This is a genomic window from Kitasatospora sp. NPDC096147 (genome assembly GCF_044763225.1).
Taxonomy (GTDB): domain Bacteria; phylum Actinomycetota; class Actinomycetes; order Streptomycetales; family Streptomycetaceae; genus Kitasatospora.
On sequence record NZ_JBIWFX010000021.1, the window covers coordinates 1 to 26,665 of the forward strand.

Annotated in this window: 17 protein-coding genes and 2 pseudogenes; 14 read left to right on the plus strand and 5 right to left on the minus strand. The window is 75.6% G+C overall.

From position 1 onward, the window contains the following. Positions 1-320, minus strand: a pseudogene (locus tag ACIRBX_RS35760) (hypothetical protein); the annotation flags it as partial. Between the two features lie 1,123 nt (positions 321-1,443). On the opposite strand from ACIRBX_RS35760, the gene ACIRBX_RS35765 reads away from it, so the two are divergent. From ACIRBX_RS35765 to ACIRBX_RS35825, 13 genes are all read left to right on the plus strand, one after another. Continuing rightward, the gene (locus tag ACIRBX_RS35765; protein ID WP_402303984.1) at positions 1,444-4,188 is read left to right on the plus strand and encodes a toxin glutamine deamidase domain-containing protein; all 2,745 of its coding nucleotides are present in this window, start codon (positions 1,444-1,446) and stop codon (positions 4,186-4,188) included. Between the two features lie 58 nt (positions 4,189-4,246). Beyond that, positions 4,247-6,427, plus strand: a complete 2,181-nt coding sequence (locus ACIRBX_RS35770) for an SUKH-4 family immunity protein (RefSeq protein WP_402303987.1) — start codon at positions 4,247-4,249, stop codon at positions 6,425-6,427. 106 nt (positions 6,428-6,533) lie between these two features. Next, positions 6,534-7,181, plus strand: coding sequence for an SUKH-4 family immunity protein (locus tag ACIRBX_RS35775; RefSeq protein ID WP_402303990.1), 648 nt, complete (start codon positions 6,534-6,536; stop codon positions 7,179-7,181). Positions 7,182-7,232: 51 nt separating this feature from the next. After that, a complete protein-coding gene (locus ACIRBX_RS35780) occupies positions 7,233-9,041 on the plus strand; it encodes an ATP-binding protein (RefSeq protein ID WP_402303992.1) in 1,809 nt (602 codons plus the stop codon). Positions 9,042-9,092: 51 nt separating this feature from the next. Further along, complete coding sequence (locus tag ACIRBX_RS35785) at positions 9,093-10,376, plus strand: SUKH-4 family immunity protein (RefSeq protein ID WP_402303995.1); 1,284 nt, start codon at positions 9,093-9,095, stop codon at positions 10,374-10,376. 382 nt (positions 10,377-10,758) lie between these two features. After that, positions 10,759-12,405 carry a sensor histidine kinase gene (locus ACIRBX_RS35790; RefSeq protein ID WP_402303996.1) on the plus strand — a complete coding sequence of 549 codons (1,647 nt, stop codon included), beginning with the start codon at positions 10,759-10,761 and terminating at the stop codon, positions 12,403-12,405. A gap of 17 nt (positions 12,406-12,422) precedes the next feature. Next, positions 12,423-12,809 (plus strand): roadblock/LC7 domain-containing protein, encoded by a 387-nt coding sequence (locus ACIRBX_RS35795; RefSeq protein WP_402304183.1) that lies wholly within the window; start codon positions 12,423-12,425, stop codon positions 12,807-12,809. Positions 12,810-12,876: 67 nt separating this feature from the next. After that, a complete protein-coding gene (locus ACIRBX_RS35800; protein ID WP_402303999.1) occupies positions 12,877-13,236 on the plus strand; it encodes a DUF742 domain-containing protein in 360 nt (119 codons plus the stop codon). Then, positions 13,217-13,831 (plus strand): GTP-binding protein, encoded by a 615-nt coding sequence (locus ACIRBX_RS35805; protein WP_402304001.1) that lies wholly within the window; start codon positions 13,217-13,219, stop codon positions 13,829-13,831. The genes ACIRBX_RS35800 and ACIRBX_RS35805 overlap by 20 nt, the downstream gene beginning before the upstream one ends. A 52-nt stretch (positions 13,832-13,883) precedes the next feature. Continuing rightward, positions 13,884-15,341: a cytochrome P450 gene (locus ACIRBX_RS35810; protein ID WP_402304003.1), complete on the plus strand. Its 1,458-nt coding sequence runs from the start codon at positions 13,884-13,886 to the stop codon at positions 15,339-15,341. A gap of 185 nt (positions 15,342-15,526) precedes the next feature. Beyond that, complete coding sequence (locus ACIRBX_RS35815; RefSeq protein ID WP_402304005.1) at positions 15,527-16,402, plus strand: D-hexose-6-phosphate mutarotase; 876 nt, start codon at positions 15,527-15,529, stop codon at positions 16,400-16,402. Positions 16,403-16,521: 119 nt separating this feature from the next. Further along, a complete protein-coding gene (locus ACIRBX_RS35820; protein ID WP_402304008.1) occupies positions 16,522-16,872 on the plus strand; it encodes a CU044_2847 family protein in 351 nt (116 codons plus the stop codon). Positions 16,873-16,882: 10 nt separating this feature from the next. Then, positions 16,883-21,364, plus strand: coding sequence for a trypsin-like peptidase domain-containing protein (locus tag ACIRBX_RS35825; protein WP_402304009.1), 4,482 nt, complete (start codon positions 16,883-16,885; stop codon positions 21,362-21,364). Positions 21,365-21,607: 243 nt separating this feature from the next. On the opposite strand, the gene ACIRBX_RS35830 is transcribed toward ACIRBX_RS35825, so the two are convergent. Continuing rightward, the gene (locus ACIRBX_RS35830; RefSeq protein WP_402304010.1) at positions 21,608-22,828 is read right to left on the minus strand and encodes a CapA family protein; all 1,221 of its coding nucleotides are present in this window, start codon (positions 22,826-22,828) and stop codon (positions 21,608-21,610) included. A 109-nt stretch (positions 22,829-22,937) separates the two neighbouring features. Then, the gene (locus ACIRBX_RS35835; protein WP_402304012.1) at positions 22,938-23,411 is read right to left on the minus strand and encodes a hypothetical protein; all 474 of its coding nucleotides are present in this window, start codon (positions 23,409-23,411) and stop codon (positions 22,938-22,940) included. 170 nt (positions 23,412-23,581) lie between these two features. Here ACIRBX_RS35835 and ACIRBX_RS35840 point away from each other — a divergent pair, with 170 nt between their 5' ends. Then, on the plus strand, positions 23,582-24,562 hold the full coding sequence (locus tag ACIRBX_RS35840; protein WP_402304014.1) for a winged helix-turn-helix domain-containing protein: 981 nt from the start codon (positions 23,582-23,584) through the stop codon (positions 24,560-24,562). A gap of 73 nt (positions 24,563-24,635) precedes the next feature. Here ACIRBX_RS35840 and ACIRBX_RS35845 read toward each other — a convergent pair. Both ACIRBX_RS35845 and ACIRBX_RS35850 read right to left on the minus strand, forming a co-directional pair. Beyond that, a pseudogene (locus tag ACIRBX_RS35845) lies at positions 24,636-25,147 on the minus strand (FAD-dependent oxidoreductase); the annotation flags it as partial. A gap of 52 nt (positions 25,148-25,199) precedes the next feature. After that, the gene (locus ACIRBX_RS35850; protein WP_402304017.1) at positions 25,200-26,528 is read right to left on the minus strand and encodes an MFS transporter; all 1,329 of its coding nucleotides are present in this window, start codon (positions 26,526-26,528) and stop codon (positions 25,200-25,202) included. Between the last annotated feature and the right edge of the window lie 137 nt (positions 26,529-26,665).

Here is a 26,665-nt window from a genome sequence, read left to right on the forward strand (position 1 = left end):
GACCTGGGGCGGACGGCGAAGACGGGGGCGGAGGAGTTCAAGGAGGCGGTCAAGAACTCGGGGCAGACGTTCACGGAGTCGTTGCGGGACGGTCTGGGGTCGAAGGCGGGTTCGCACGCGCGGGGTGGGTTGGACCACGCGGCGGGGCGTGGTGGCGACTCGGGTGGGAGTGACGGTTCTGCGGGGACGGACGCCTCGCCGTCGACCAGGTCGGACGGTTCGCAGTCCGGGAGCTCGTCGCCGTCGACGGGTGGTACGCCGTCGTCCAACTCCTCGCCGTCCACGGGAAGTTCACCGTCGTCCAACGCTTCGCCGTCCACGGGCAGTTCGCCGTCGGGTCAGGGTGGCTCGCACAGTCCTTCCACGGGGAGCGGTGGTTCGGCGGACGGTGGTTCGCCGGGCCGGTCGTCGGAGGGTGGGCCGGAGGGCGGTACGCCGAGCCGTCCGCAGCCGACGGTGGCGCCGCAGTCTGCGGGGGACACCCGGAACTCGCCCGCGCTGGACCCGTTCGGTACGCGGGTGGGTCCGGAGGCGGCGGCTGACGGTCCGTCGCGGACGCCGGTGACGCCGACCTCCGCACCGGAGGGCAGCGCCAGTACGCCGCCGGCCCGCAACGACGACCCCGGATCGCGGACCAACACCCCTGCGCCGGAAGGCCGTTCGACGCCGGAGGGCTCCGGCCCGGCGCGCACCCCGGACCACGACCCGGGCTCCACGCGTCCGGCGGCGAACGACGGCCCGTCGCGTACGCCGGACCAGGACCCGGGTACGACGCGACCGGCGGCGAATGACGGTCCCTCCCGGACGCCGGACCAGGACCCGGGTTCCACGCGTCCGGCGGCGAACGACGGTCCGTCGCGCACGCCTGAGGGTGACAGCGGCACCCGCCCGGCCGCGAACGATGGCCCGTCGCGGACACCGGACCACGACCCGGGTTCCACGCGTCCGGCGGCGAACGACGGTCCGGCGCGTACGCCCGAGGGCGACAGCGGCACCCGCCCGGCCGCGAATGACGGTCCGTCGCGTACGCCGGACGGCGACACCGGGTCCACGCGTCCGGCCGCGAACGACGGCCCGGCGCGCACTCCCGACCACGACCCGGGTACGACGCGACCGGCGGCGAGCGAAGCCCCGGCCCGGTCGCCCGAGCAGCCCTCCTACGGGCCGGTGCGTCCGTCGGAGCAGGCACCCGCGCCGCAGCCCACACACACGCCTGCCCCGGAGGCGACCCGCCCGGCGGACGTCCCGACGCCGCGTCACGAGCCCGCCCCGGAGCCCGCGTCCACGCGTCCGGACGCCGCCGCCACGCCGGCCCCGCAGCAGCACCAGCCCTCGGCGGAGCGGCCGGCCCCGGCCGATCCGGCCGGCGCCCCGGCGGACCCCCGCACGCACGCGCCTTCGCAGGCGCCTGCGCCTGACGGTGCGTCGCCCGCGCCCACCCGGGTGGACCCGAGGACCGCGTTCGCCAACGACCCGACCCCCGGCGGCCCGACCCCCACGTCGTCGGACCCGTCCAGCGCGACCCCGGCCGGCACCCCGCGCCTCAACACCGCCGGCCTCGGCGCCACCGCGACCGCCCCGCCGCCGTCGGACCACCGACCGGCCCCGGGCCCGTTCCCGACCGGTGACCCGACCCCGGGCAATGCCCCCGGCACTCCTGGCACCCCCGGCACCCCCGGTGCCGCCCCGCACGTCGGAGCCCCGACGGCCGCGCACCCGACCCCCACCTCCACTCCGACGGGGAACCGGCCGACCGCGCCGAGCACCCCTGCCGGGCCCTCGACCCCGACCGGGCCGGTGCCCTCGCAGCGCCGCCCGGACTCCGACGGGCCGACCTTCGGGCCGCGCCCTGCCGCCGACCGGGGTCCGGTCCCCAACCGGCCCGACCCGCGCACCACCTTCGCCAACCCCCGCCCGGACATCGGCAACCGTCTCGATCCGAACGGGCAGAACACGGCGGCGCCGAAGCCGGACAGCACTCCGCGTCCGGATCTGGGCAACCGTCTGGACCCGGAGGGCCGGAGCACCACGCCGCCGAAGCCCGACACCACCCCGCGTCCCGACCTGGGCAACCGTCTCGATCCGAACGGGCAGAACACGGCGGCGCCGAAGCCGGACAGCACTCCGCGTCCGGATCTGGGCAACCGTCTGGACCCGGAGGGCCGGAGCACCACGCCGCCGAAGCCCGACACCACCCCGCACCCGGACCTGGGCAGCCGCCTCGACCCGGACGGGCAGAACGCCGCGCCCCCGAGGCCGGACACCGACACGGGCACCGACCGTCCTGACATCGCGTCACGTCTCGACCCCAGCGACCCCAGCGACCCGAGCAACCCCAGCGGCCCCAGCGACCCCAGCGGCCCCGACACCAGCGGCGACACCCCGCGCCCGCTCGCCGACAGCCGCCCGTACGACACCCCGGGTGGACTCGACCGGCCTGATCCGCAGCACCAGCAGGACCTGGAGAGCCGGATCCCCCGGGACCCCGACGGGACCCCGCAGCGTCACCCGGACCCGAACGGCGACTGGCCCGGTGCGGTCAACGGCGACGGCCACCGCGCGCCCGGCCGGGACAACAACTGCCTCGACGTGGCGCTGTCCACCGCCGACACCTACAGCGGCAATCCGACCGCCGCCGCGTCCCGCAACGACTCCGGTCCGGACGGCGAGCACGGCGGCCGGGACCGGGCGGAGCGCCAACTCGGCGCGCCGTTCCGGGACATGGGCAACGGGGACGACGCGTTCCGGCGGATCGAGGACCAGCTCCGGGACGCCGGGCACGGCTCGCAGGCGGTCATCGTCACCCAGGACGCCAACGGCCGGGCGCACGCCTGGAACGTGGTCAACCACGACGGGAAGATCACCTACCTCGACAACCAGACCGGTCAGCGCGGCGACAAGCCGCTGCACGACGGCGACCACGGCGTCTTCGCCGTCCCGCTCGACCCGGACCGCCGCCCGATCCCCGCCGACGCGACGCCCTCGGACCGTCCGAAGGACCGTCAGGACGACGGCACCGACCGGCGGCCCGCCGATCCGGCGGGCCAGCAGAAGCCCGGCCCGGACGACGGGAAGGGCGAGGACGGCAAGGACGAGCAGGACCCGAAGCAGAAGAAGCCGTCCCTCGCCGAGCAGCACAAGGACGACCCGACCCACCCGATCCACGAGCCGGCCCGGACCGAGCACGAGCGGCTCGCGGCCCCGGAGAAGCCCGACGACACCGTCTACGGCCTCAAGGGCGACGAGGTCCAGCGGGACCTGCGCACGACCAACGACGTCCGTCCCGTGGGCATGGAGTACGTCTACGACCGGATGAACGAGTGGGCGGACAGCGGCGACCTCGGCCGGGCGCTCGACCGCACCACCGGCGACAACCCGATGACGCTGCGCCGCTCCGACCTGGAGCAGGCACTGCCCGGCTTCCGGGACATGCACCCGGGCGAGCAGGGTGCGGTGGTCGCGGCGATGGGGCGGATGAGCGACTCGTTCCACCAGCAGCACGGGGTGGGCGTGAGCCCGGAGCCGAAGCCCTACCCCTACTCCGAGAACCCGGACGAGCCGGGACCGCTGCCCGGCCAGGACGAGCACGACAGCCGGGGCGGCGTCGACCACGAGGTCACCAAGTCCGACGGCGGGCTGAAGCTCTCGCCGGACTCCAGCGACCTCAAGCGCGAGATCAAGGAGACCTTCGGGGTCGGCAAGTTCGAGGACAGCTTCGACGCGGCCACCCACCGCCCCGACTTCACCGGGAAGAACTACGCGGTGCTGGAGGTCTGGGACCCCACCACCAAGCAGATCAGCTACGTGGTGGAGAGCTCGGTGCCGGCCAGCGGCGACCGGGCCGGCATCACGCCGCTGCACTCGGAGACCCATGCCGGGAACTGGATCCGCAACCTCAACAACGGCCGCTCCGAAGCGGACCGCTACCAGGTCCTGAGCCTCTACACCGAGCGCGAACCCTGTGGTCGGGGGCCCGGGCACGCGAACTGCTCGGGCTACCTGGCGGGCAGTCACGAGGGTGTGCCCGTGCACTACGGGACTGGTTATCGTAAGGGCGAGAAGGTGGGTCCGACCGGCATGCCCGACAAGCTGACCCCGCGCCAGCACATGAACCGGGACTTCGGTGACCACGTCGCCGAGGTCGCCAGGATCTGGCTGGTGACCGAGCAGCAGCGTCTCGACGGCTGAGGCGCCGTCGGGTCAGCAGGGTGAGCAGGGGCAAGGGCAAGGGCAAGGGAGCACGGAGATGACGGGGCTGGACGAGGCGGCGGTGGAGTCGGCCGTCGAGGCGCTGACCGAGCGGTTGCGGGACGGCGGCCCCGGCCCGGTCCTGGTCCAGGGCCCCTCGGGCAGCGGCCGGAGCGCGGTGCTCCGGGCCGTGGCCGAGCGGTTCCCGGAGGCGGTCCTGGTCGACGCGGCCGGCCGGAGCGCCGACGCGGTGGTGGCCGAACTCATCGAGCGGATCGGTGCGTTGAGCTCGCGGAGGCCGTCCTACCGCGACCTGATCGGCCTCGGATCGGCCCTGCGCAGGGAGCGCGCACCCCGGACCGTCCTGGTGGCCAACGGCGAGCTCGCCGGCTCGCTCCGCTCGGGGGGCGAGCCGCTGGTGGTGCGGGCGCTGCTGCGCACCCTCTGGTACGCGGCCACCGAGGGCAGGCTCCGGCTGGTGATCGAGACCGGCACCGCCGCTCCCTACGACCAGTGGCCTTCGAAGCCCGGGCTCACCGTGGTACCGCTGTCGGACGGTCCGGGGCCGGAGCAGCTCCGCGAGCTGACGGCGGCGGTGTCGGCCGAGACGCTGGCCGCGCTGCGCGCGCTGGCCGACGGCCAGCTCCGCCGGGTACCGGCGGCGGCCTGGGCGCAGCTCTGCGAGGCGGCCGAAGTGCCCGTCGACGCAGCGCGGTTGACCACCCTCGCGGCCGAGCTGCGATGGCTGGACGAGAGCCGGGACGGCATCGGCTTCAGCACGCCGGCCCTGGTCGCCGAGCTGCGCCGGCCGGCCGCGGAGGCCGCCGCGTTCCACTCCCGGATGACCGACCGCCTGCTGGCCGGTGACCTGGCCGAGGACTGGGCCGTCCGCTCGCTCCCCGGGCACGCCGTGGCCGCCGGGCGGTTCGACGAACTGCTCGCCGACGCCCGGGCGGTGGCCCGAGTCCCGCAGTCCGCGCTGGTCGAGGGATTCCGGGCCGGCTACCGGGAGACCGGCATCGCGCCGGACACCCACGCCGCCGCCCTGCACTTCCTCACCGGCTACGGCCTGGAGGGCGCCCCGCACGGCGAGTGGGTGGCGCGGCTGGCCCACGACGCCTTCACCCGCGGGCAGTCGGAGCGCGCGGAGGAGCTGGCCCGGGCCTGCCCGGAGCCGCTGCCGTTCCGCACCGTCTGGTCGCACTGGCGGCCGGCCGGGGACTTCACCCCGCCCACCGGCCCGGTGCACCACGGGGACGTGGAGATCGTCGAACCGGTCGACCTCGACGGCCGCCTCGCGGTGGTCACCGAGGGCAGCGGCGACGTCCGCCTGCTCCGGGACGCCGCCACCGGCGAGCTGCTCGCCGAGCTGTCCGACCCGGCGTACGACGGGCCGCAGCCCGTCGGCCTGCCGCCGGAGGCCGCCGCCCTGACGGTCCGTCCGAGCTGGGGGTACACCTACGTCCTGCCGACCGGCGCGGACCCGAAGGCCGAACCGCTCGGGGTCCTCCACCACCCGGAGGCCGACTACGCCAACGCCGTCGGCGAGCTGCTCGTGGTGACGGCGGCCCGGGGGGCCTACGCGGTCCGGCTGGACGCCGGGCTGCTCCGCGAGGGGCCGCACGGACAGCTGCGCTCCGTGGTCGGCGCGCACGGCCGCGTGCTGCCGAGGGCCTTCGACCCGTCGAAGGTGGCGGACCTGCGGGGGCTGCTGGAGCGGGCCTTCGGTGCCGAGCGGCTGCACCGGCCGACCGAGGACGAGCTGCCCGCCGGGATCACCGACCCGGCGACCCGGCGGCTGCTCACCACCGTCGGCCTGCCGCGGGTGGAGGGGCTGAGCGGGCTCTGGCTGACGCCGCAGGACGGGCTGCCGGTGCGGGAGTGGGAGTCCACCCCCGACGCCGGGCAGCCGTCCGGCAGCGGGCCGTTCCACCTGATCGGCGACTGGATGGGCGGTCCGCTGGTCCTGGACGGCTCCGACGGTCGGGTGCTGCGGATGCTCCGGCCGGACACCCCGGAGTACCAGCTGCCCCGGCAGCCGCTGGTGGGCCGGTCGCTGGAGTCCTTCCTCGCGATGGTGGGGCTGGAGCGGCAGTACCTGCGGGTGTACCGCACCGGCGGGCCGGACACCGCCGAGGTGCTGGCGGAGCTGCAGGTGCAGCTGGCGGGCGTGGACGGTGCGGCGGCTGCCTCGGACGTCTGGCAGTACGCCCTCGACCCCGACAACCGGGGCGACTGACGGCCCGTCGGCCGGCCCGGCGAGTCCCGGTGCCGGACACCACCACGGCGGCCCGGCGGACGACGATGCCCCGGACCGTCCGGCACCCGACTGAGCAGAGGAAGAGATGGCACCGACACCCGGCACTCCCGGCGCCCCGCCGAGCGCCGTCCTGCCCGACGGCGCGGCCGGACCCGACCGGGCCTGGCTGGAGCGGGTGTTCGGCGCGGACGGCCTCTGGCGCCCGGCCGACGCCGAGCTGCCGGACGGGCTGACCCACCGTCCGACCCGGTCCTTCCTGACCACGGTCGGCCTGCCCGCCGTCCGGATCGGGCGGCTCGGACTCGACGCCCGGTTCCTGCGGGAGGACGGTCTGTGGGTCCAGCAGGCGGACGAGCTGTACGGCGGGTCCCGCCCCCGGGGTGACGGCGCCCCCTCGGACGGCTGCGTGAAGCTGATGGAGCATCCGGACTTCCACTTCGTGCTGGACGGCGAATCCGGCGCCGTCGACCTGTTCCTCCCGGACGCGTGGGACCGGGGGGAGGGATTCGGCGGGCACTACGCGCGCTCGGTCCCGCGCCTGGTCGCGGACCTCGGGCTGGCGGCCACGGCGGTGGCCGGCGTGGACGACGTGGAGACGGACCTCGAACCGGCGCTGGAGACCTTCCTCGGTCACCTCCGCCACCTGGACCGGCTCGACCGGCCGGGTCCGCCGCCCGACCGCCCGGAGCTCTGGGCCGACGTCTTCGAGTACGTCGACGAGTACCACGAGTAGGCCGCCGGCCCCCGCGACCACCTGTCCCGTCCCCACCTTGGAGCCCACGAAATGACCGTCCCGGCCGTCCACCAGCCCCACCCGTACCTGGGCGGGAGGGAGCGTGCCCTGCGCGAGCTCGCGCACTGGCACTCCGACCGGCCGTCGGCGCCCAAGGTGCTGCTCGTCACGGGCGGTCCGGGCAGCGGGCGCTCGCGGCTGGTCGACGGATTCCTGATGCTCTGCGACCCGGAGCACCGGCAGGGCATGGACGTGGCCTCGCTCGATCCGGCCACGGTGCCCGCCGCCGACCGGCCGGCCCCGCTGGTCTTCGACGCCCGGGGCCTGACGGCCGCTCAGCTGCTCTGGTCGGTGGCCGACACCTTCGGGATGGAGGCCACCCGCACCGAGGAGGTCCACCGGCTGCTCGCCGAGCCCGCGGGTCAGGGCACCCCGCCGGTCCCGGTGGTGGTCCCCGACGTCGACCGGGCCGGGGTCCTGCGCCTGCGGGACGAGCCCGCCCTGGTCGCGGAGCAGGTGCTGCTCCCGCTCGCGCTCGCGCCCGCCGTGCGGCTGCTGGCCGACGTGCCACGGCAGCAGGCCCGCTGGCTGGCGGACCGGCTCCCCGCCGGATCGGCACTGGTGGTCGATCTCGACGAGGAGCCCTGGGCGGATCCGGCGGCTCTGCTGCTCCAGGCGGAGCACACCCTCGGCCGTCCCGAAGAGGCCCCCGAAGTGGCCCGGCACGCGGCCGGCCCCTTGGTGGTGCGGCTCGCCGCCGGAATGCTCTGGGCGGTGCCGGACGGCTCCCCGGCGGCGCACCCGGACAGCATCGGCCAGGCCCTCGACCTGCACGCCGAGCGCTGCGGCACCGACGAGTTGACCCTGCGTCGGCTGCTGGCCCCGCTCGCGCTCCTGGCGGACGGCGCCACGCTGCCGATCGCGCTCTGGGCCCCGCTGGCCTCGGCCGTGGCCGGCAAGGACCTGACCAAGGCGTTCGCCGACGGGCAGCGGCTGCTGCTCCCGTTCTTCGAGCTGGTCGAGGAGGAGGACGGCCCGGCGGTCCGCCCGGTCCACCCGGCCGTCGCCGCCGAGGTCCGGGAGCGGCTCGGCAGCACGACCCGGGAGGTCCAGCGGCGGATCACCGCCGCACTGCTCGCCACCGTGCCCGACGGCGCGGGCCCGGCCCGCTGGGCCGAGGCCCCGCCTTACGTCCGCCTCCGGCTGGCCGGGCACGCCCTGGAAGGCGGGGCCCTGCCGGAGCTGCTGGCCGACCCGGGCTTCGTGCTGCACGCCGGGCAGGCGCTGCTGCGCAGCGCGGTCGAGCACCTGGCCGCCACCGGCACCGAGCTGCCGCCGCTGGGCCTGACCTGGCTGCGCCTGGCCCCGCTCCTCACCCGGACCGAGGCGGGCCCGCTCCAGCGGGCCGCGCTGATGGAGCACGCCTGCCGCCAGGACGGCCTGCCGGCCGTCGACTTCGGCCTCGCGCTGCCCTGGGAGACGCTCTGGGCGGTTCCGCTCCCCGGGGTCGACGCGCTGACGGCCGCCTTCACCCCGGACGGAACCGCCGTCGTGGTGGCGCACGTCCCGGGGGACGACCCGGTGACCCTCGTGCACGACCAGCGGACCGGCGCCCCGGTGGACGTCGATCCGGAGCTGCTGGTGCTCCCCGGCGAGCAGCAGCGGGCCGACTGCCCGGTACGGTTGAGCGTCGGCGGTGACTACGTGCGGATCTGGCGGCGGGACGAGGGCGGTCCGCTGGCGGTGTTCCTGTCGCCGGGCCCGCTCGGCGGCGTCGACGTCAGCCCCGACGGCGTGCTGCTGGTCGCCGACGGGCGCGGCGTGAGCGCGCTCCGGCTGACCGCGCCGGAGCTCGGCTAGCCGTCCGGAACGGCCCGGACCACTCACATGACCTCAGAGGAGAACGACCGCGTGACGACCCGTGAGCAGGCGATCGAGGCGGCCCACCGGTGGATCAACGGTGCGCTGCCCGAGGACCGGTGGCACCCGATCGGTGTGCACGAGTTCGACCTGGGCTGGGTGCTCTGGCCCGAGCAGCCCGCCGCCGAGCCGGACCCGGCCACCGGTGCGCGCCGCGCGCCCGCCGAGATCGGCACCGCCTGCGCGGTGGTCGACCGGGAGACCGGCGAGCTGACGCACTGGCCCTCGGTGCCGGTGGACGAGGTGGTGCGGCTCTACCGGGACAAGCTCGGCGCCGGCACCCACGACCCGGCCCGCCCGCCGGTGGTCGGCCCGGGCGCCTCGGCGGTGCTCGGCTACCGGGACGCCGAGGGCGAGGAGCAGTCGCTCTTCCTGCTCTCCGCGCCCGGTGAGGGCCACCCCGAGGTGCGGGCCTGGCGCATCCTCCAGGAGCGCGGCGTCCGCCCGGAGGACGTGCTCTCGGTCTACACCGACCTGCGCCCGTGCGAGCTGCCCGGCGGTTACTGCGCCGCCGTGCTGCTGGCCGAACTCCCGGTCGCGTCCTTCTCGTTCGGCCACGACTACGGCCCGCGGTACGACCGCCGGGCGGCCGCCGTCCGGGCCCTGACCGAGGCCACCGAGGCCACCTTCCGGGCGGCCGGCCGCCCGCTGCCGCCCCGGCCCAACCGGGTGCCGTTCCCGCGCGCCGTCGCGCCGGCCGCCCCCGAGCGGGACGCCGCGCTGGGCCGCCGGCTGGCGGAGCGGTTCGGCACCGACGGCGTGCACCGCTTCGACGCCGACGACGCGGCGGCCACCGCGCTGCCCGAGACGACCCGTCAGACCCTGGTCTGGGCCGGGCTGCCGACCCGGGTCGAGGGCTTCTTCGAGCTGCTCCCCGGCCTCCCGGACGTGACCGGGCACCTCGCGGCCGTCGGCCGGGGGACCAGGCTCTCCGACCGGGCCCGGGCCCTGCTGGCCGAGTACGTCCTGCTCGGCACCGACGGCCACGCCCTGGTCGCCGTCCAGTGCACGGAGGACGGCCCCGGCCGGGTCTGGGCGGTGGACCCGGACACCGGCAGCGGCCGGTACCTCAACGCCGACCTCAACGCCTACCTCCGCTGCCTGGCCCTGCTCGCGGAGCGCCGCCCCGCCCTGCGCGGCCTCGACCCGCAGGCGGCGGCGGCCGTGGTGGACGCCTTCCAGCGCGACCTGGCCGCCCTCGACGGCACGGTCCTCGGGGACCCGGAGAACTGGTGGGCCGTCATCGTCGAGCAGCTCTGGGACGGCCTGCTCTGACCCCGGCCCCGCTCGGGGCGGCAGTACGTGGAACGGCCCGGCCGGAGGAATCCCTTCGACCGGGCCGTTCCACGTACCGGCATCCCGGGGCTGCCTCCTCGGTGGGGCCGGGCGGAGCAGGACCCCCTAGCACGGATGCTGCGGGCTGGGGGACGGTTCGCCGGAATGGTCGTCCTGACGGGCGAAACGGGGCGGATTCCGGTGTCCCGGGCGGTGGGCGGCGGAAGGCTGGAGCCTGCACCGGGCCGAGTGGCAGCGACCCCTTGAGGGGGGCATGTCGCTTGGGATGCACTAGCTCTGACGATTCGTCAGATCAGCACTCCGGAATCCGTACGTCCGTGCCGGTGCGCCGTCCCCGTCCCTTCGATCGTTTGAGGCGCTGATGCTGCGTGCTGGGCCGTCAGGCGGAGGCAGAGTCTCCGCGTCCGTACTCGGGTGGCTGCTGCCGGCGGTCGTGATGCCGGCCACCGCCGTGGTGGCGGTCTCGCTGAGCTCCGCCGGGGCCCGGGCCGGGGTGGTCTGGTGCGGGGTGGTGGGCACGCTGGCGGTCGGGGTGCTGACCGCCGAGGTGCTGCGGCGCGGGCGGGCGCTGACCGCCCTGAACGACCGGCACGCGCGGCACGAGATCGAGCTGCGCGGACGGCTGCTGCGGCAGGAGGCGGAGACCGTCCGGCTGGCCCGGGTGACGCTGCCGGAGACCGTCTCGCGGTTGCAGCGCGGCGAGTTCACCGAGGACGTGCTGCGGGCCTACGAGTCCCAGGACGGCGGCGCCGGCCCGGAGTTCCAGGCCGCCCGGCACGCGGTGCTGCGCACCGTGCTGGAGGCGGTGGACGCGGAGGAGGGTCTGCGTGAGTCGGCCCAGCGCGCGTTCGTGAACATCGCGCGCCGGGTGCAGGCGATCGTGCACCGGCAGGCGCAGGACCTGCGGGAGATGGAGGACCGGCACGGCAACGACCCGGCGGTCTTCGAGGACCTGCTCCGGCTCGACCACGGGAACGCGCTGGTCGGCCGCCTGGCGGACAGCATCGCGGTGCTGGGCGGGGCCCGTCCCGGCCGCCAGTGGAGCCGGGCCGTGCCGCTGTACAGCGTGCTGCGCGGTGGGATCTCGCGGATCCTCGACTACCAGCGGGTCGAGCTGCACCCGGTCTCCGAGGTGGCGGTGGTCGGCCCCGCCGCCGAGCCGCTGATCCACGCGCTGGCCGAGCTGCTGGACAACGCGACGCGCTACTCCCCGCCGCACACCGACGTGCACCTGACCGCCGTCGAGGTGCAGACCGGCATCGCGATCGAGATCGAGGACGCCGGTCTGAGCCTGAGCGAGGAGGGCCGGGCCCGGGCCGAGCGGATGCTCCGCGAGGCGCAGGAGGGCATCGACCTGAACGACCTGGGGGAGACGCCCCGGCTGGGCCTGGCCGTGGTCGGCCGGCTGGCGCAGGCGTACGGCTTCCAGGTCTCGCTCCGCCCGTCCGCCTACGGCGGCGTGCGCGCGGTCCTGATCGTCCCTCAGGAGCTGATCACCACGGCGCCCGCCACCGGGCGGGTGCACGGCATCGGTGCGGTGCCCGGCGTCACCGCCGTCGGCTCCGCCGGCGGGTCCTGGTCCGGCCCGGCCACCACCGTGCTGCGATCGGTCAACGACTCGCTGGGGGGCCGGCCGGGCGGCCTGACGGACGGTCATCCCGGCCTCCTGTCGGGCGGTCCGGTCGGCGGGACGCCGCCGTGGGGCACCAGCACCGGGCCGGGCCCGGACCCGGCGGAGACCGGCGATGCGGGCCGCCCCGGACTGCCGCAGCGGCGGCGGCACGCGGCGCCCTCCCGGGAGACCCCCGGCGAGGTCTTCGGATCCGGCTTCGGCACGGGTTACGGGGCGCCGGTCCAGGCCCCGCCGGTCCAACCCCCGGCCCCGGAGCCGGTGGTGCAGCCCGGGATGTGGCTGGCGGCGTTCCACGAAGGGGTGAACGGCGAGTCGCCGTACACCGGGGCGGCCGACCACAGCAGTGACGAGCCGGCGAGGAAGGGCGAGCAGTGAATCTGCAACGGACCAACATGGACTGGATGTTGAAGGACCTGGCGGACAGCGTCCCGCACGCCCGGAACGTCGTGGTGCTCTCCTCGGACGGTCTGCGGATGGCCCAGTACGGCACCGGCGACGACGCCGCCGACCGGCTGGCCGCCGCCTGCGCCGGACTGCAGAGCCTGGCGGCGGCGGTCGGGCACGAGTTCCCGCACGGCGACCGCCGGATGCGGCTGGTGGTGATCGAGATGAGCGGCGGCTTCTTCTACCTGATGGCGGCCGGCGCCCGGGCCTACCTCGCGGTGCTGGCCGACGAGGGCGTGGACGCCGGGCTGATGGGCCAGCGGATGCGGGACCTGGTGGCCAGGATCGGCGAGCACCTGAGCACCCCGCCGCGCCGCAGCGAGCAGGTCGGATGAGCCCGGCGGACGGCGACGGGTGCACGGTGCGAGGAACGGTGGTGAACGGGTGCGGCGCGGACGGCGGTTGAGGGCAACCGGGCCGGAGTGGGACGCGGGCGGTCCCGAGCGGCTCTACGTGCTCACCCGGGGCCGCAGCCTCCGGGCCGAGCGGATGACCTTCGACCTGGTCACCCTGATCGTGGCCCGCTCGGAGCCGACGCCGACGATGCAGCCGGAGCACGCGGCGATCCTGCGGATCTGCGGGTCACCGCTCTCGGTGGCCGAGATCTCCGCCCACCTGCGGCTGCCGGTGAGCGTGGTCACCGTGCTGCTGGCGGACCTGCTGGCCGAGCGGCGGATCGAGGCCCGGGCCGGCGTACCGAAGGCGATCCTTCCCGACATCGCCCTGTTGGAAGCGGTGATCAATGGACTTCAGAAGCTCTGAGCCGGCCCCGGGGCCGCAGGGCACCGACCGGCTGCCGGACACGGCCACCACGGCGGTCAAGGTGGTGATCGTGGGCGGCTTCGGGGTCGGCAAGACCACCCTGGTCGGCTCGGTCAGCGAGATCCGCCCGCTGACCACCGAGGAGACCATGACCCAGGCGGGCGCCGGGGTGGACGACACGGCGGGCGTCGAGCGGAAGACCGCGACCACGGTCGCGATGGACTTCGGCCGGATCAGCATCGACGAGGAGCTGGTGCTCTACGTCTTCGGCACCCCCGGGCAGGAGCGGTTCTGGTTCCTCTGGAACGGGCTGTTCGAGGGCGCGTTGGGCGCGGTGGTGCTGGTCGACACCCGCCGGCTGGAGGTCAGCTTCGACGTGATCGGGCGGCTGGAGGACCGGGGCGTCCCGTTCGTGGTCGCGGTCAACACCTTCCCCGAGTCGCCGAGTTACCCGATCGAGGAGCTGCGGACCGCCCTCGACCTGCCCGCCGAGGTGCCGATCGTCGACTGCGACGCCCGCACCCGTAGTTCGAGCCGCGACGTGCTGATGGCCCTGATGCGCCACCTCTACGCGCTCGCGGCCACCCCCGTGTGACGACCACCTCCCGCGACCCCTCCCTTCCCCCTCACCGCCCCCGGAGCCCCCGATGACCAATCCCTACGACGAAGCGCCACTCACCCCGCCGCCCGGCTGTCCGGCCCACGGCCTGGACATCGACGGCCTCGACCTGGACTCCCTGGGCGGGATCGGCCCCGGCGGCGTCCGGCGGATCTACGGACCGGAGGCGGAGGCCGACCCGGCGGGCCTGTACGAGAAGCTGCGGGCCGAGCACGGCGAGGTGGCGCCGGTCCTGGTGCACGGCGACCTCCCGGCCTGGCTGGTGCTCGGGCACTCCGCCAACCTCACCGCGATGCGCACGCCGTCCCGGTTCTCCCGGGACTCCCGCCGCTGGACGGCCTTCCAGCAGGGCCTGGTCACCCCCGACTCCCCGCTGACGCCGGTGATCGCCTGGCAGCCGCTCTGCGTTTTCGCCGACGGCGCGGAGCACCGACGGCTGCGCGGGGCGGTCACCGACGGCCTGAACCGCTTCGACCGGCGCGGCATCCGACGCTACGTCACCCGCTTCGCCGACCAGCTGATCCGGGACTTCGGGCCGTCCGGCCGGGCCGAGCTGATCGCCCAGTTCGCCGAGCACCTGCCGATGCTGGTGATGACCCACGTGGTCGGCATGCCCGAGGAGTACGGGCCCCGGCTGGTCGAGGCCGCCCGGGACCTGATGAAGGGCACCGAGACGGCGATCGCCAGCAACGACTACGTGGTCGCCACGCTGCGCCGGATGATGGAGCGCAAGCGGGTGGCGCCGGGGGCCGATCTGGTCTCCTGGCTGATGCAGCACGAGTCGGAGCTGACCGACGACGAGGTGCTGGAGCACCTGCGGGTGGTGCTGCTCGCGGCGAACGAGTCGACCGTCAACCTGATCGCCGACACCCTCAAGATGGTGCTCACCGACGTCCGGTTCCGTGCCCACCTGTCGGGCGGTCACATGACCCTGCCGGACGCGCTGGACCAGGTGCTCTGGGACTCCGCGCCGATGTCGCTGGTGGCCGGGCGCTGGGCCACCGGGGACACCGAGCTGGGCGGGCAGCAGATCAAGGCCGGGGACATGCTGCTGCTCGGCCTGGCGGCCGGCAACGTCGACCCGATGGTCCGCCCCGACCTGGACAAGCCGCTGCACGGGAACCGGGCCCACCTGGCCTTCGGCGGCGGGCCGCACGAGTGCCCCGGCCAGGACATCGGCCGGGCGATCGCCGAGACCGGCATCGACATCCTGCTGGCCCGACTGCCCGACCTCCAACTCGCGATTCCGGAGGAGGAGTTGGCCTGGACCTCGGCCTGGATCTCGCGCCACCTGATCGAGCTGCCGGTCCGCTTCACCCCGCAGGGCGTCACCCCCGTACCGGGCCCGGCCGTGGTCACTCCCGCCACCCCGCCGCCGGCCGCCCCGGCCCGTCCCGCCGTCCCGCCGGCCGTCCCGTCCGCCGCCGTGCCCCGGCAGCAGCGCCGTTCCTGGTGGGACCTGCTGACCGGGGTCTTCCGCCGCTGACGGCGCGGCCGTCGGCCGGGGAGGCCGGAGGCGCGGGGTGCCGGAGGCTGCTGCACCGCACGGTGGAGCACCCTCCGGGGCCGGGCGTGCCCGACCGGCGCTGCGAGGTGGCGGGCCGATCACCGAGCGGTGCCGGTGCGCCGATAATGGCCTGAGCACCCCGTCCTCTCGCCGAAGGAAGCACCGTGCTCGAGAAGCTGCTCGCCCTGCCCGTCCTGCGGGACCTGTCCCCCTCCGTGACGCTCCGTCGGATGGGCGCGATCCCGGTGCTGGTGATCGACCACCCGACCGGCCGCGGGGCGGTGAGCGTGCAGGGCGCGCAGCTGCTCACCTGGCAGCCGGCGGGCGAGCAGCCGGTGGTCTGGCTGAGTGACGAGGCGTCATGGACCGAGGGCGTGGCGATCCGGGGCGGCGTGCCGGTCTGCTGGCCGTGGTTCGGCCCGGCCGGCACGCCCTCGCACGGCTTCGCCCGGGTGGTGGCCTGGACCCCGGGCGAGGTGACGGAGTCGGCGGAGGGCGTGCGGCTGTCGCTCACGCTGGCCGAGAGCGAGCAGACCCTCGCGCTCTGGCCGCACGCCTTCACCGCGACGGTGCGGATCGGGCTCGGCCGCGAGTGCACCGTCGAGCTGGAGGTGGCGGGCGAGCACCGGAGCACCGCCGCCCTGCACACCTACCTCCAGGTGGGTGCGGCCGAGCGCACCACCGTCTCGGGCGTCGGCGGCGACTACCACGACCGGGTCGCGGAGGCCGACGGCCACGGTCCGGGCACCGTGGTGCCGGACCAGCGGGTGGACCGCACCTACACCGCGCCGGAGCCGGTCAGCCTGGTCGACGACGCGGGCCTCGGCCGGGTCATCGAGGTCCACCACCACGGCCACAGCGACGTGGTGGTCTGGAACCCCGGCGCACAGCTCGCCAAGGAGGCGGCCGACATCGCCGACGAGGGCTACCGGGGCTTCGTCTGCGTGGAGACCGGCCGGATCGGCGAGGAGCTGACGGCCGCTCCGGGCCGCCCGGGACGGCTGGCCACCACGCTGCGGGTGCGCCGCCCGGCCGCCTGACCGGGGACCCTCAGCGACCGCGCTCCGCCCGCCGGTTCTGCCGGGAGCCTGCGCAACTCGGTCCGCACGTGCGAGAGTTGGTACGAGCGACAGCAGCCGGGCGGAGCGGGGGTTGTGGCATGGGCAGTGAGGTGCGCACGGTCGAGGTGCCGTTGGGGGACGGCAGCGACGAGGTGGTGCGGGTGCAGATCCGCGAGGTCGACCAATCCCTGGTCCGGGTCGGGCGGGCGAGCGGTTCGGTGATCCGGGCGTCGCGGACGTTCGGGGAGATGGTGGACGGCATCCGGCCGATCGCCGACAGCTTCGTCGGCCGGCTGAGCGGGCTGGTGCACCGGCCGGACGAGATCACCCTGGAGTTCGGGGTCTCGCTCTCCGCCGAGGCGGGCGTGGTGATCGCCAGCACCGCGACCGAGGCCAACTTCTCGGTGACCCTGACCTGGAACTCCCGGCTGCCGCAGGCCAATCCCTGAGGGCCCGGCGATGACCGAGCCGAGCCCGCCGGCCCCGGACGACCGGGCCGACGCGGTGCTGAGATCCGCCCTGCTCCGGGTGCTGGGCCCGGACGGGGCGGTGTACGGGGCGGGCCTGCTGATCGCGCCCGGGCTGGCGGTGACCTGCGCGCACGTGGTCGCCGACGCGCTGGGCGTCCCGCCCGAGGACCAGCGGAGGCCGACGGGCCGCCTCGTCCTGGAACGGCCCCTGGTGCCCGGGGCCGGACCGGCCGCCGCCGAGGTGGCGCAGTGGGTGCCGGTCCGGGCCGACGGCAGCGGTGACGTCGCCGTGCTGCGCCTGACCGTCCCGGTGACCGGTGCGGTCCTGCCCGCCGTGGCCGCGCCGGACGGCTTCTGGCAGCACCCGGTGCGCGTCCCCGGCTTCCCCGGGGACGCACCCGACGGGGTCTGGCACAAGGGGCTGCTGCTCGGCCCGACCGGCCAGGGCTGGGTGCAGCTCACCGGCGCCGAGCGGCAGGGCGTGCCGGTCGACCGGGGCTTCAGCGGCGGCCCCGTCTGGGACGACGCGGTCGGGGCGGTGGTCGGCATCATGGTGGCCGCCGTGGTCCACGGCGAGCACCGGCAGAGCTTCATGATCCCCACCAGGACCCTGCTGGCCGAGGTGCCCTCGCTCGCCCCGGTGCTCGCGCCGCCCTCCCCGTTCCGAGGTCTGAGCACCTATCAGGAGACGGACGCGGCGGTGTACTTCGGCCGTGGCGCGGAGACCGAGGACCTGGTCGGCCGGCTGACCACCGGTGCCTGGCCGGCCGTCACCCTGGTCGGCCCTTCGGGGAGCGGGAAGTCCTCGCTCGCCTTCGCCGGGGTGGTGCCCGAGCTGCGCGCCCGGGGCTACGAGGTGCTGGTGCTGCGCCCGGCCGACGGGGCCCCGCTCCGCACCGCACTGGCCCTGGAGCTGGCCCGCGCGGCGCGTGACGGCGGACCGGAGCAGGCCGCCGGTGGTTCGGAGGGGGCTGTCGGCGGTTGGGAGGGGGTCGTCGGCGGCCCCGGCCACGCCGTCGGCGGCCCCGGCCACGCCGTCGGCGGCCCCGGCCACGCCGTCGGGGGACCGGAGCAGGCCATCGGGGCGGCGGAGCTGCGGGAGTTGACGGAGGCGCTGGACCGGGACGGTCTGCTGGTGACGGCCCGGGCCCGGCTGGGCCGGCGGGCCGACCGGCTGTTGGTGGTGCTGGACCAGGCCGAGGCGCTGCTCACCACCGCGCACGGTCCGCAGGACGCCGTGGCGCTGCTCTTCCCCGAACCGCACCCGGCCGCCCTGCGGGTGCTCTGCACCCTGCGCGCGGACCTGCTGGAAGCCGCCCTCTCCCATGCCGAACTGGGACCGGCCCTGAGCCGTTCGGTGATCCGCCCGCTGCTGCCGATGACCCGGGACCAGCTGGCCGAGGTGATCCGCCGTCCGCTGGCCGACCTGCCCGCCGTCTCCTACGAACCCGGCCTGGTCGCCCGGATGCTGGACGACGCCGGCCAGGAGCCCGGGGCGCTGCCGCTGCTCGGCTTCGTGCTGGCCCGGCTCTGGGAGCGGCAGCGGTACGGACGGCTGGAGTTCGCCGCCTACCAGGAGACCGGCGGGGTGCGCGGCGCACTGGGCCGGCACGCCGAGCAGGCGTGGCGGTACGGCGTTCGGGAGGAGGAGCAGGACGAGGCGCTCCGGCTGCTCACCGCGCTGGTCCGGCGGCTGCCGGACAGCGAGTCCGTGCTGGCGACGGTGCTGCGCCGGTCCGAGGCGGGCGAGGAGCGGTGGCGGATCGCCGTCCGGCTGGCCGAGCAGCGGATCCTGGTGCTCGGCGCCGACGCCGACGGCGGCCAGACCGTCCGGCTGGCGCACGAGGCGCTGATCGTCGCCTGGCCCACCCTGGCCCAACAGGTCGAGCGGGAGCGGGACTTCCTCGCCTGGCGGGCCGCCGTCCAGCACGATCTGGGCCGATGGCAGGAGCTCGGCCAGGCCGCGGACCAGCTGCTGACCGGCGCGGTGCTGGACGCCGCGATCGATGCGAGCACCGGCCGGGAAATGGAACTCGGCCGGGAGGAACGGCAGTTCATCACGGCGAGCCTGGCCCGCCGGGCCGCCGAGGCGGCCCGGGCCCGCCGTGGCCGAGCGCTCCGGCGGGCGGGCATCACCGCGCTCAGCGTTCTGCTGGTGGTCGCGGTGCTGGCCTCCTGGCTGCTGTACGGCGCGAACGGCCGGCTCGACGAGGACCTGCGACGCGCGGCCTCGCCGCGGATGGCCCAGCTGGCGGGCGGCTTGGACGACGTGTCGCTGGCCAGCGCGGGCCTGATCAGCGCAGCCGCGCTCCGGACCGCCGAGACGCCCGAGGCGCGGACCGCGCTGTTCGAGCAGTACGTCCGGATGCGGCACGTCGAGCAGATCGTGGTGGAGGGTCGGGGCGCGGTGAAGCAGGCGGTCCTCACCGAGGACGGGACGCGCCTGGTCACCCTGCTGCACTCGGGCGAGGGCCTGCTGAGCGACCTCGGCGGCGCGGTCCCGGGGTCGGCGTCCGGATCGGGGCCGGCCCCGGTGCCGGGGCCGGTGAAGGTGATGGAGGCGGCCGAGCGGTTGGCCGTCTCGCCGGACGGGACGGCCTTCGTCTCGACCAACGTGCACGGCCGGATCGACCTCGGCATCCGGAAGGCCGGCGGCGGCTGGGCCGGTGTGGTGAGCGTGCGCACCGCCGAGCAGGCGCTGCTGAACGCGCGGCCTGCCTCCGACCTGCGCTTCGACGCCACCGGGCGGCGGGTGCTGGCCGCCGTGGAGGAGGAGGGGGTGCAGGTCTGGGAGGTGCCGAGCGGTGCCCGGGCGGGTGGCCTGCTGGTGCCGCCGGCCGGCTGGACGGCGGTCCAGGCGTGGTTCGGGCCGGACGGCACCACCGTGGTCGGACGGATCGTCAGATCGGGCCCGTACCCGGCCGTCCGGTCCGCCACCACCGGTCGGCTGGTGCGCTGGCGGATCGCCGACGGCGCTCTCGAACAGCCGTGGGGTGAGCAGGAGTACGGCACGGCGGCGGTCAGCGGCGACGGCTCCACGCTGGTCGCCTGCGACCCGGACCTGACCCTGCACGTCTGGGGCCTGGCCGGGCGGCCGACCGAGCTCCGGCAGCTCACCGCCGCCCGGATGAACGGGCCGTGCCCGCTGAACGCCCCGGTGCTCGACCGCACCGGCCGCTTCCTGGTCAACCCCGTCCAACGGTTCGGCACCGAGCTGGGCCGCTACCGCTATCTGGTGCTGGACCTCCAGGAGCTGCTGCCCGCCGCCCTGGACCTTCCCGCACCGGCCCAGCGGACCGAACTCGCCCCGGGGGAGGGGGAGATGCCCTCGGTGAGCCTGGCCGGGCCGCCCGGAGCGATGAAGCTGGCGGTGAGCGCCGGCGGCACGGTGGTGACCACCACGGTGGCCGCCCCGACCGCCTTCGACGCCGCCATGCTCACCAGCCTGGTCCGCACCCTGAACGTGGACCACGACCGGATCGCCAGCGTGGACCGGGACGGCGGCACGCTGCGGATGTGGGACCTGCGAACGCACCGTCAGCTCGCGGCCGTCCGGCCCTCCGCACCGCTGGCCCGGCTCTACCCGACCTTCAGCCCCGGCGGCACCCGGCTGCTGGCCCTCCCGGCCGCCGGCCTCGACGTCCAGGTCTGGGACGTGGCACCGGACGGCGGGCTGACCGAGGCCCGGACCCTCGCCCTCCCGGTGCCGCCGGGGATCGATCCGGTGCAGCCCGATCCCCGTACCGGCCTGCGACCGGCCGTCACCAACATCTCGTTCGACGGCGAGGACCACGCGGTGACCACGGCCGTCGCCTACGTCGCCCGCTGGGACCTGCGCACCGGTGCCCAGGTAGGCGCGGTCCACCGGCCCCCGTTCCAGGAGACCGCGCACGTGGCGACCGCGATCGGCCAGGTCTTCGGGGTCCAGCGCCCGGGCCACGAGCAGGCGGCGGTGGCCACCGGCGGCGACGAGATCCAGATCTGGGACTTCCGGACCGGCCGGACGGTGGAGAGCTTCTCCTCGGAGCTCGGCGTCCCCCGGCAGATGGGTTTCGACCGGAGCGGCACCGTCTTCGCGGTGGTCACCTCCGACGGGGTGCTCCGGGTGCGGGACATGGCCGCCCACCGCTGGCGGACCCTGGCCCACCAGGGCGTCCGCTGGCTCAACGGCTTCCCGACCGGCTCGCTGCTGAGCACCACCAGCACGACGGGCGGCTTCGTCTTCTGGGACCTGGCGGCCGGCACCGAGCTCTACCGCTTCTCGCCGGGCCTCGGTGCGACGGGTGACTGGGCCTCGGACGGCAGCCGGTTCGCCTGGGGGGAGGGCTCGGCGGTGGAGGTCCTGGAGCTCGACCCGCAGGTGTGGCGGGCCCGGGCCTGCGCCCTGGCCGGCCGGGACCTCAGCGAGGCGGAGCGGGCCCTGCTGCCGCCGGGCGGCAGGGCCGACGCCTGTGCGGACACCCCGGGCTGACGCCGCGTCGGGCCGGAAGTCAGGGCGGCCGGCGACGGGACTGCGGTCCGGCCGGCGGACCTTCAGGAAGCCTCGTCCGAGGAGCGGGCCGTCCGACCCGGGCCCGGCTGGTGCGAGGCGGTGGGGCCCGGTCCGGTCAGCGGCCCGGCCGGGTGGGGAGACGGGCTCGCCGTCGCCCTGCCCGGCCGCATTCCGGCCCGCGGCCGTCCTCCTCCGGCACCGCAGCGGACCGGGAGGGAGGTCCTAGTGGTCGGCCATGGTGAGGCCGGCCCCGGCGGCCGAGCGGCTGAGCACCACGCTCCGGATGTGGTCGAGCGCCTGCGCGTAGGCGGCGTTGCCCGGGTCGCGGGTGAGGGCCTCCGGCAGGTTGAGCACCCGGTTGGTGCTCAGGTCCATCAGCTGCGGGACGAACTCGGCCTTGCCGACCGTCCAGGGCTGCTGCGGGCCGGTGGGCGGGGTGAAGGTGAAGCGGGCGATCGAGCTCTGGTTGCCCCGGGGGTCGAAGTCGCCCGAGTAGTTGAACATGTCGCCCGCGAGCTGGTCGCCCATGCCGTAGACCACCCAGGTGCCGTTGACCTGCTCGTACGCCTGTGGGATGTGCGCGTGGGTGCCGATGATCAGGTCGATGTCGCGCCGGCCGTCGGTCTGGGAGGCGGTCAACTCCTTGGCCAGGGTGAGCTGTTGCTCGTTCGGCTCGTCCTGCCACTCGGTGCCCCAGTGCATGCTGACCACCACCACGTCGGCCCCGGCCCGGCGGGCCGCCCGGGCGTCCGCCACGATCCGGTCACGGTCGATCAGGTGCACCGACCAGGGGCGGCCCTCGGGGAGCGGGATGCCGTTGGTGTCGTAGGTGTAGGCGAGTTGGGCGACGGAGGCGCCGCCGGCCGAGAGCAGCGCGGGGCGGGCGGACTCCTCCTCGGTGCGGGCCGAGCCGGCGTGCTGAAGGCCGACGGCGTCCATCGCGCCGAGGGTGCGGGCGATCCCGGCGGCGCCCGCGTCCAGGGTGTGGTTGGAGGCGGTGGAGCAGGAGTCGTACCCGGTGTCGCGCAGGGCCTTGGCCACCTCGGGCGGTGACTTGAAGGTCGGGTAGCCGGTGTACGGCCCGCCGTCGGCGCCGTAGACCGTCTCCATGTGGCAGATCGCCAGGTCGGCGGCGGCGACCACCGGTTGCACCCCGGCCAGCATCCTGCCGAAGTCGTACCCCGTGCCACCGGCGTCCGCCTGGGCCTGGCGGATGATCGACGCGTGCGGGAGCACGTCGCCGGAGGCCACCAGGGTGAACGGTCTCAGCGCGGTGGTCGGGCTCGCGCTCGCGTTCGGGCTCGTGGGGGCGGCCTCGACGGGGGCGGGCGCCGGGGCGGGGGCGGCGGCCTGCTGGGCGGTGGGGCCCGCGCAGCCGGCCGCCGTGGCCATCAGCAGGGCGGCGGCCGGCAGCAGGGTCCTGCGGTGGGAATGACGCATCATCAACTCGTCTCATGGTCGGTACGTCCGACCATGAGACGAGTGCGGGTGATATCCACCCCGCCACGCGATGCGGTCACCCGTTCGACCGAGTGCCCACCGGTGTGGCGGTCTACCACCAGCTGGTGCACCGGCCGGTGTCGACGGGGGAGAAGATCCGCGCGCAGGCCCGGAACAGGTACTGGTTGGACGCGTTGGTCGTCATCGCGGCGCTGGTCTTGCTCTGGCCCCAGCCCTGGTCCGCGTTGAACGGGCCGCACTGCAGCCAGGACGCGCCCCCGTTGGTCGTCCAGTCCAGCCAGACCAGGTCGGTGGGCTGGGTGGCCCCGCTGAGCTTCGCCCAGCCGCGCTGCGCGCCGTAGACGTTCCCGTACTGGAGCGTCACGGTGCGGCCGTTGCCCAGGTCGACGGAGCGGGCGACGCTGCCCGAGAGGTTGTCCGGGATGTCGACGAAGCCGTTGGCGCCGTGGTTGCAGTCCGCCACGGTGGCGGTGGCCGGACCGGCCGGACCAGCCACTGCCAGGGCGGTGCCGAGCAGCAGGGCGGCGCCCGCCGAGCCGAGGGTCTTCCTGAGGGTCGAACGCATGCTTGCCTCCTGGGAGTCGGGCCCGATCGGGCCGTGCGGCCACCATGCCGGTGCGGTGGGCGGACCGGACAGGCCCTGAAAGCACGGCTTAAACCCCGCTGGACCGGGGCCCGTCGGGTACCGGAGAATCACCTCGCGCCACTGGTGAGGGGCCGGAGGGGAGGCGAAGGGTGCTACGGATCCACTTCACGGCTGCGGACCTGGCGCGGACCAGGGTCGCGCCCACGGTCGGGGCGGCCGCCGAGACCTACCACGGCCTCGGTGTGCTGCGCGGGTTGACCGGCGGCGGCCCGTTCCGGCAGTGGCGGACGGAGGTCGCCGCCCGGCTCGGCCCCGAGGCGGGGCCGCTCGCCGCCCTGCTGCCCGTCGACGGCCCCGGGCTCGACCTGGCCACCCTGGTCGGCGCCACCGACTCCGCCGAGGAGGGCGCGGAGAACCTCCTGCGGGTCGGCCGGGTGCCGTTCGCCGCAGAGCTCTCGGAGATCACCTACCAACCCCGTCACCGGGCCTGGGCACGGAGCCTGGCGTCCGGAGACCCGGAGGCCCGCAAGCTGCTGGCCCGCTCCTTCCTGGCCGTCCACCGGACGGCGGTCGCCCCGTACTGGCCGCAGCTGACGGGCCGTCTGGAGGCCGTCCGGGCCGGGTACGCGTGCGCCGTCCTGGAGGGCGGGGTCGACGGTCTGCTCGCCTCGCTGGCCGGGCCACTGGTGCGCTGGCGCCCGCCCGTGCTGGAGGTGGCCAACGGCAGCGACCGGGACTTCCACCTCGCCGGGCGGGGCCTGGTGCTGGCGCCCACCTTCTTCGCCTGGGGCGTGCCGCGCCTGCTCTGGGACCCGGCCGACGACGACCAGCCGGTCCGCCTCAGCCTCCCCGCCGCCGACCGGAGCGCCCCGGTCTCCCTGCACCCGGCCGACCCGGCCGCCCCCGCCCTGGGCGCCCTGCTCGGCCGCACCCGCGCTGCCGCGCTCCGAGCCACCGCAGGCGGCTGCAACACCAGCCAGCTCGCCGCCCGGTTGAACGTCACCCCGGCCGCCGCCAGCCAGCACGCCAAGGTGCTCCGGGAGGCGCACCTGATCACCAGCAGCCGCCGCGGCGGCTCGGTGCTGCACCGGATCACGGCCCTGGGCGAGGAGCTGCTGGGCCGTCAGTGACGGCCGGGACGCATGGCACCGCCCGAGCCGACGGCCGGTGAGCCGCCTTCTGCCGAGCCGAGCTGACGGGCAATCAGGAGTCTGCGGAGCCGAGGAACGCGACCATGTGCGCCAGGCCGTCCTCGCCGAACACGTCCTCCATGCTCGCGGCGGACTCGGTGACCTCGTTGTGCGGGAAGAGCCCCTGCTCGTAGGTGGTCAGGGCGCCCTCCCGGTCGGTCGGGTGTGCGGCGAGGGCGAGGGCCGGTTCGGCGCCGTCGAGCATGGCGCGGTCGGCGCCCTCGCCGGCGAACGGGGACATCAGGTGGGCCGCGTCCCCGAGCAGGGTGACACCGGGCACTCGGGCCCAGCGGCGGCCGATCGGCAGGGCGTGGAACCGGCGCGGGGTCAGGGGGCCGTCGGCGTCGGCGACCAGGGCGCGCAGGCCGGGGCCCAGCCGTCGAACCCGCCCAGCATGGCGGCCTTGGCGGCGGCGGTGTCGGGAGCGGTGAGGTCGATGGTGCCCAGCCAGCCGTCGGCGGTCCGCAGTGCGGTGTGGACGTTCAGGCTGCCGTCGGTCTCGCGGTGGCCGAGGAAGCCCCGGCGGCGGTCGGGGCGGGGCGGTCGTCAGTCGGCGGCGGCCGGGGCGGGGCGGTCGTCAGTCGGCGGCGGCCGGGGCGGTGCGGCCGGGCGAGGTCAGCAGGCGGGCGGCCAGCGGGGCGGAGAGCAGGACGAGCAGGGCGGTGCCGGTGCCCAGCGCCCACCGGTGGGACAGCAGGTCGCCCGCCAGGCCGCCGATCAACAGGCCGAGCAGGGACGCGAGTTGGATGGAGGTGGTGGCGACGGCCATGGTGCGCGCCACCGTACCGTCCCGGGCCGCCAGGCCCTGGAGTTCGCCGAAGACGACGGCCATCACCAGGGTGCCGCCGAAGGCACCGGCCAGCTCGAAGTTGACGACGGCGGCCCAGGCACCGAGGCCCTGACCGACCATCAGCAGCGGCAGCAGCGACCAGACGGTGGCCGCGCAGCCGACCACCACGGTCCAGCGGCCGAACAGGCGGGCCGCCCGGCCGGTCAGGAAGCCGCCCAGGATGCCGCCCACCGCGCCGAGCGCCAGCAGCAGGCCCACGGCCGAGGGCGGGATGGCGACGGTGCGGACGCAGAACAGCACGAAGACCGCCTCCGTCACGCCGTTCGCGAGGGCGATGGCGACCAGGCACCAGACCTCGGTCCGGCGCAGCAGCCGTCCGGCGATCGCCTTGAGGCCGGGGTCGGACGGGCCGGACGGGCCGGACGGGTCGACCGGACTGCCCGGCTCGGCGGGACCGGTGGGTGCGGGTGCGTCGGCGGCGGCCTTGTCGACGGGTAGCCGGATGCGGCCGGCCAGGGCGGCCGAGGCCAGGAAGGAGACGGCGTCGACGATCAGGGCGAAGGGGGCCGAGAGGACGGCGAGCAGTGCGCCGCCGAGGCCCTGGCCGACGATGTCGGTGGCGCTCCGGGTGCCGTTGAGCCGTCCGTTCGCCCGGACCAGGTCGCCCCGGGGGATCACCTGCACGGCGACGGGGGCCGCGTACGCGTTCCGGAAGACCCCGGTCACGGCCTTCGCCGCCATCACGGCGAACAGGAACGGCAGGGTCAGCGACCCGGCCCACCAGAGCAGCGGCACCAGCCCGATCAGCAGGCCGGAGAACAGGTCCGCGACCACCATCACCCGGACCCGGGAGGCGGTGGTGGCGTCCGCCCGGGAGGCCACCACCACCTGGAGCAGGATCGCGGGGACGATCGCCAGGGCGGCCAGGATCGCCATCTGTCCGGCCGTGGCGCCCAGCACGGTGGCGGCGAGCAGCGGGATCACCACGCCGGAGACGGCCGATCCGGTGCCGGAGACGGCGGTGGCCGCCCAGTACCGGTGGAAGTTGCGGCTGTCGTCCCCGCGCTTCGCGGTGGGGGAGGCCGAGGGGGTCTCCGGGGTGTCCGCCTGCGCCACTGTGAGGTCCCGATCCGTCCGTGCCGGGCCGGGTGACGGGGCGTCAGCGGTCGGCGTTCGGATGCATGTTCCCATGCGGCCGGGTCGTGCGTGGGCGGATCACGGGATCGGCCCGCGCCACCACCCGCAGGGCTCCG

Bases quoted from the DNA above. Each gene is read 5' to 3' on its own strand.
- ACIRBX_RS35770 (WP_402303987.1), top strand. From the start codon at position 4,247: ATGACGGGGCTGGACGAGGCGGCGGTGGAGTCGGCCGTCGAGGCGCTG.
- ACIRBX_RS35775 (WP_402303990.1), top strand. From the start codon at position 6,534: ATGGCACCGACACCCGGCACTCCCGGCGCCCCGCCGAGCGCCGTCCTG.
- ACIRBX_RS35780 (WP_402303992.1), top strand. From the start codon at position 7,233: ATGACCGTCCCGGCCGTCCACCAGCCCCACCCGTACCTGGGCGGGAGG.
- ACIRBX_RS35790 (WP_402303996.1), top strand. From the start codon at position 10,759: ATGCTGCGTGCTGGGCCGTCAGGCGGAGGCAGAGTCTCCGCGTCCGTA.
- ACIRBX_RS35795 (WP_402304183.1), top strand. From the start codon at position 12,423: ATGGACTGGATGTTGAAGGACCTGGCGGACAGCGTCCCGCACGCCCGG.
- ACIRBX_RS35805 (WP_402304001.1), top strand. From the start codon at position 13,217: ATGGACTTCAGAAGCTCTGAGCCGGCCCCGGGGCCGCAGGGCACCGAC.
- ACIRBX_RS35810 (WP_402304003.1), top strand. From the start codon at position 13,884: ATGACCAATCCCTACGACGAAGCGCCACTCACCCCGCCGCCCGGCTGT.
- ACIRBX_RS35820 (WP_402304008.1), top strand. From the start codon at position 16,522: ATGGGCAGTGAGGTGCGCACGGTCGAGGTGCCGTTGGGGGACGGCAGC.
- ACIRBX_RS35825 (WP_402304009.1), top strand. From the start codon at position 16,883: ATGACCGAGCCGAGCCCGCCGGCCCCGGACGACCGGGCCGACGCGGTG.
- ACIRBX_RS35830 (WP_402304010.1), bottom strand. From the start codon at position 22,828: ATGATGCGTCATTCCCACCGCAGGACCCTGCTGCCGGCCGCCGCCCTG.
- ACIRBX_RS35835 (WP_402304012.1), bottom strand. From the start codon at position 23,411: ATGCGTTCGACCCTCAGGAAGACCCTCGGCTCGGCGGGCGCCGCCCTG.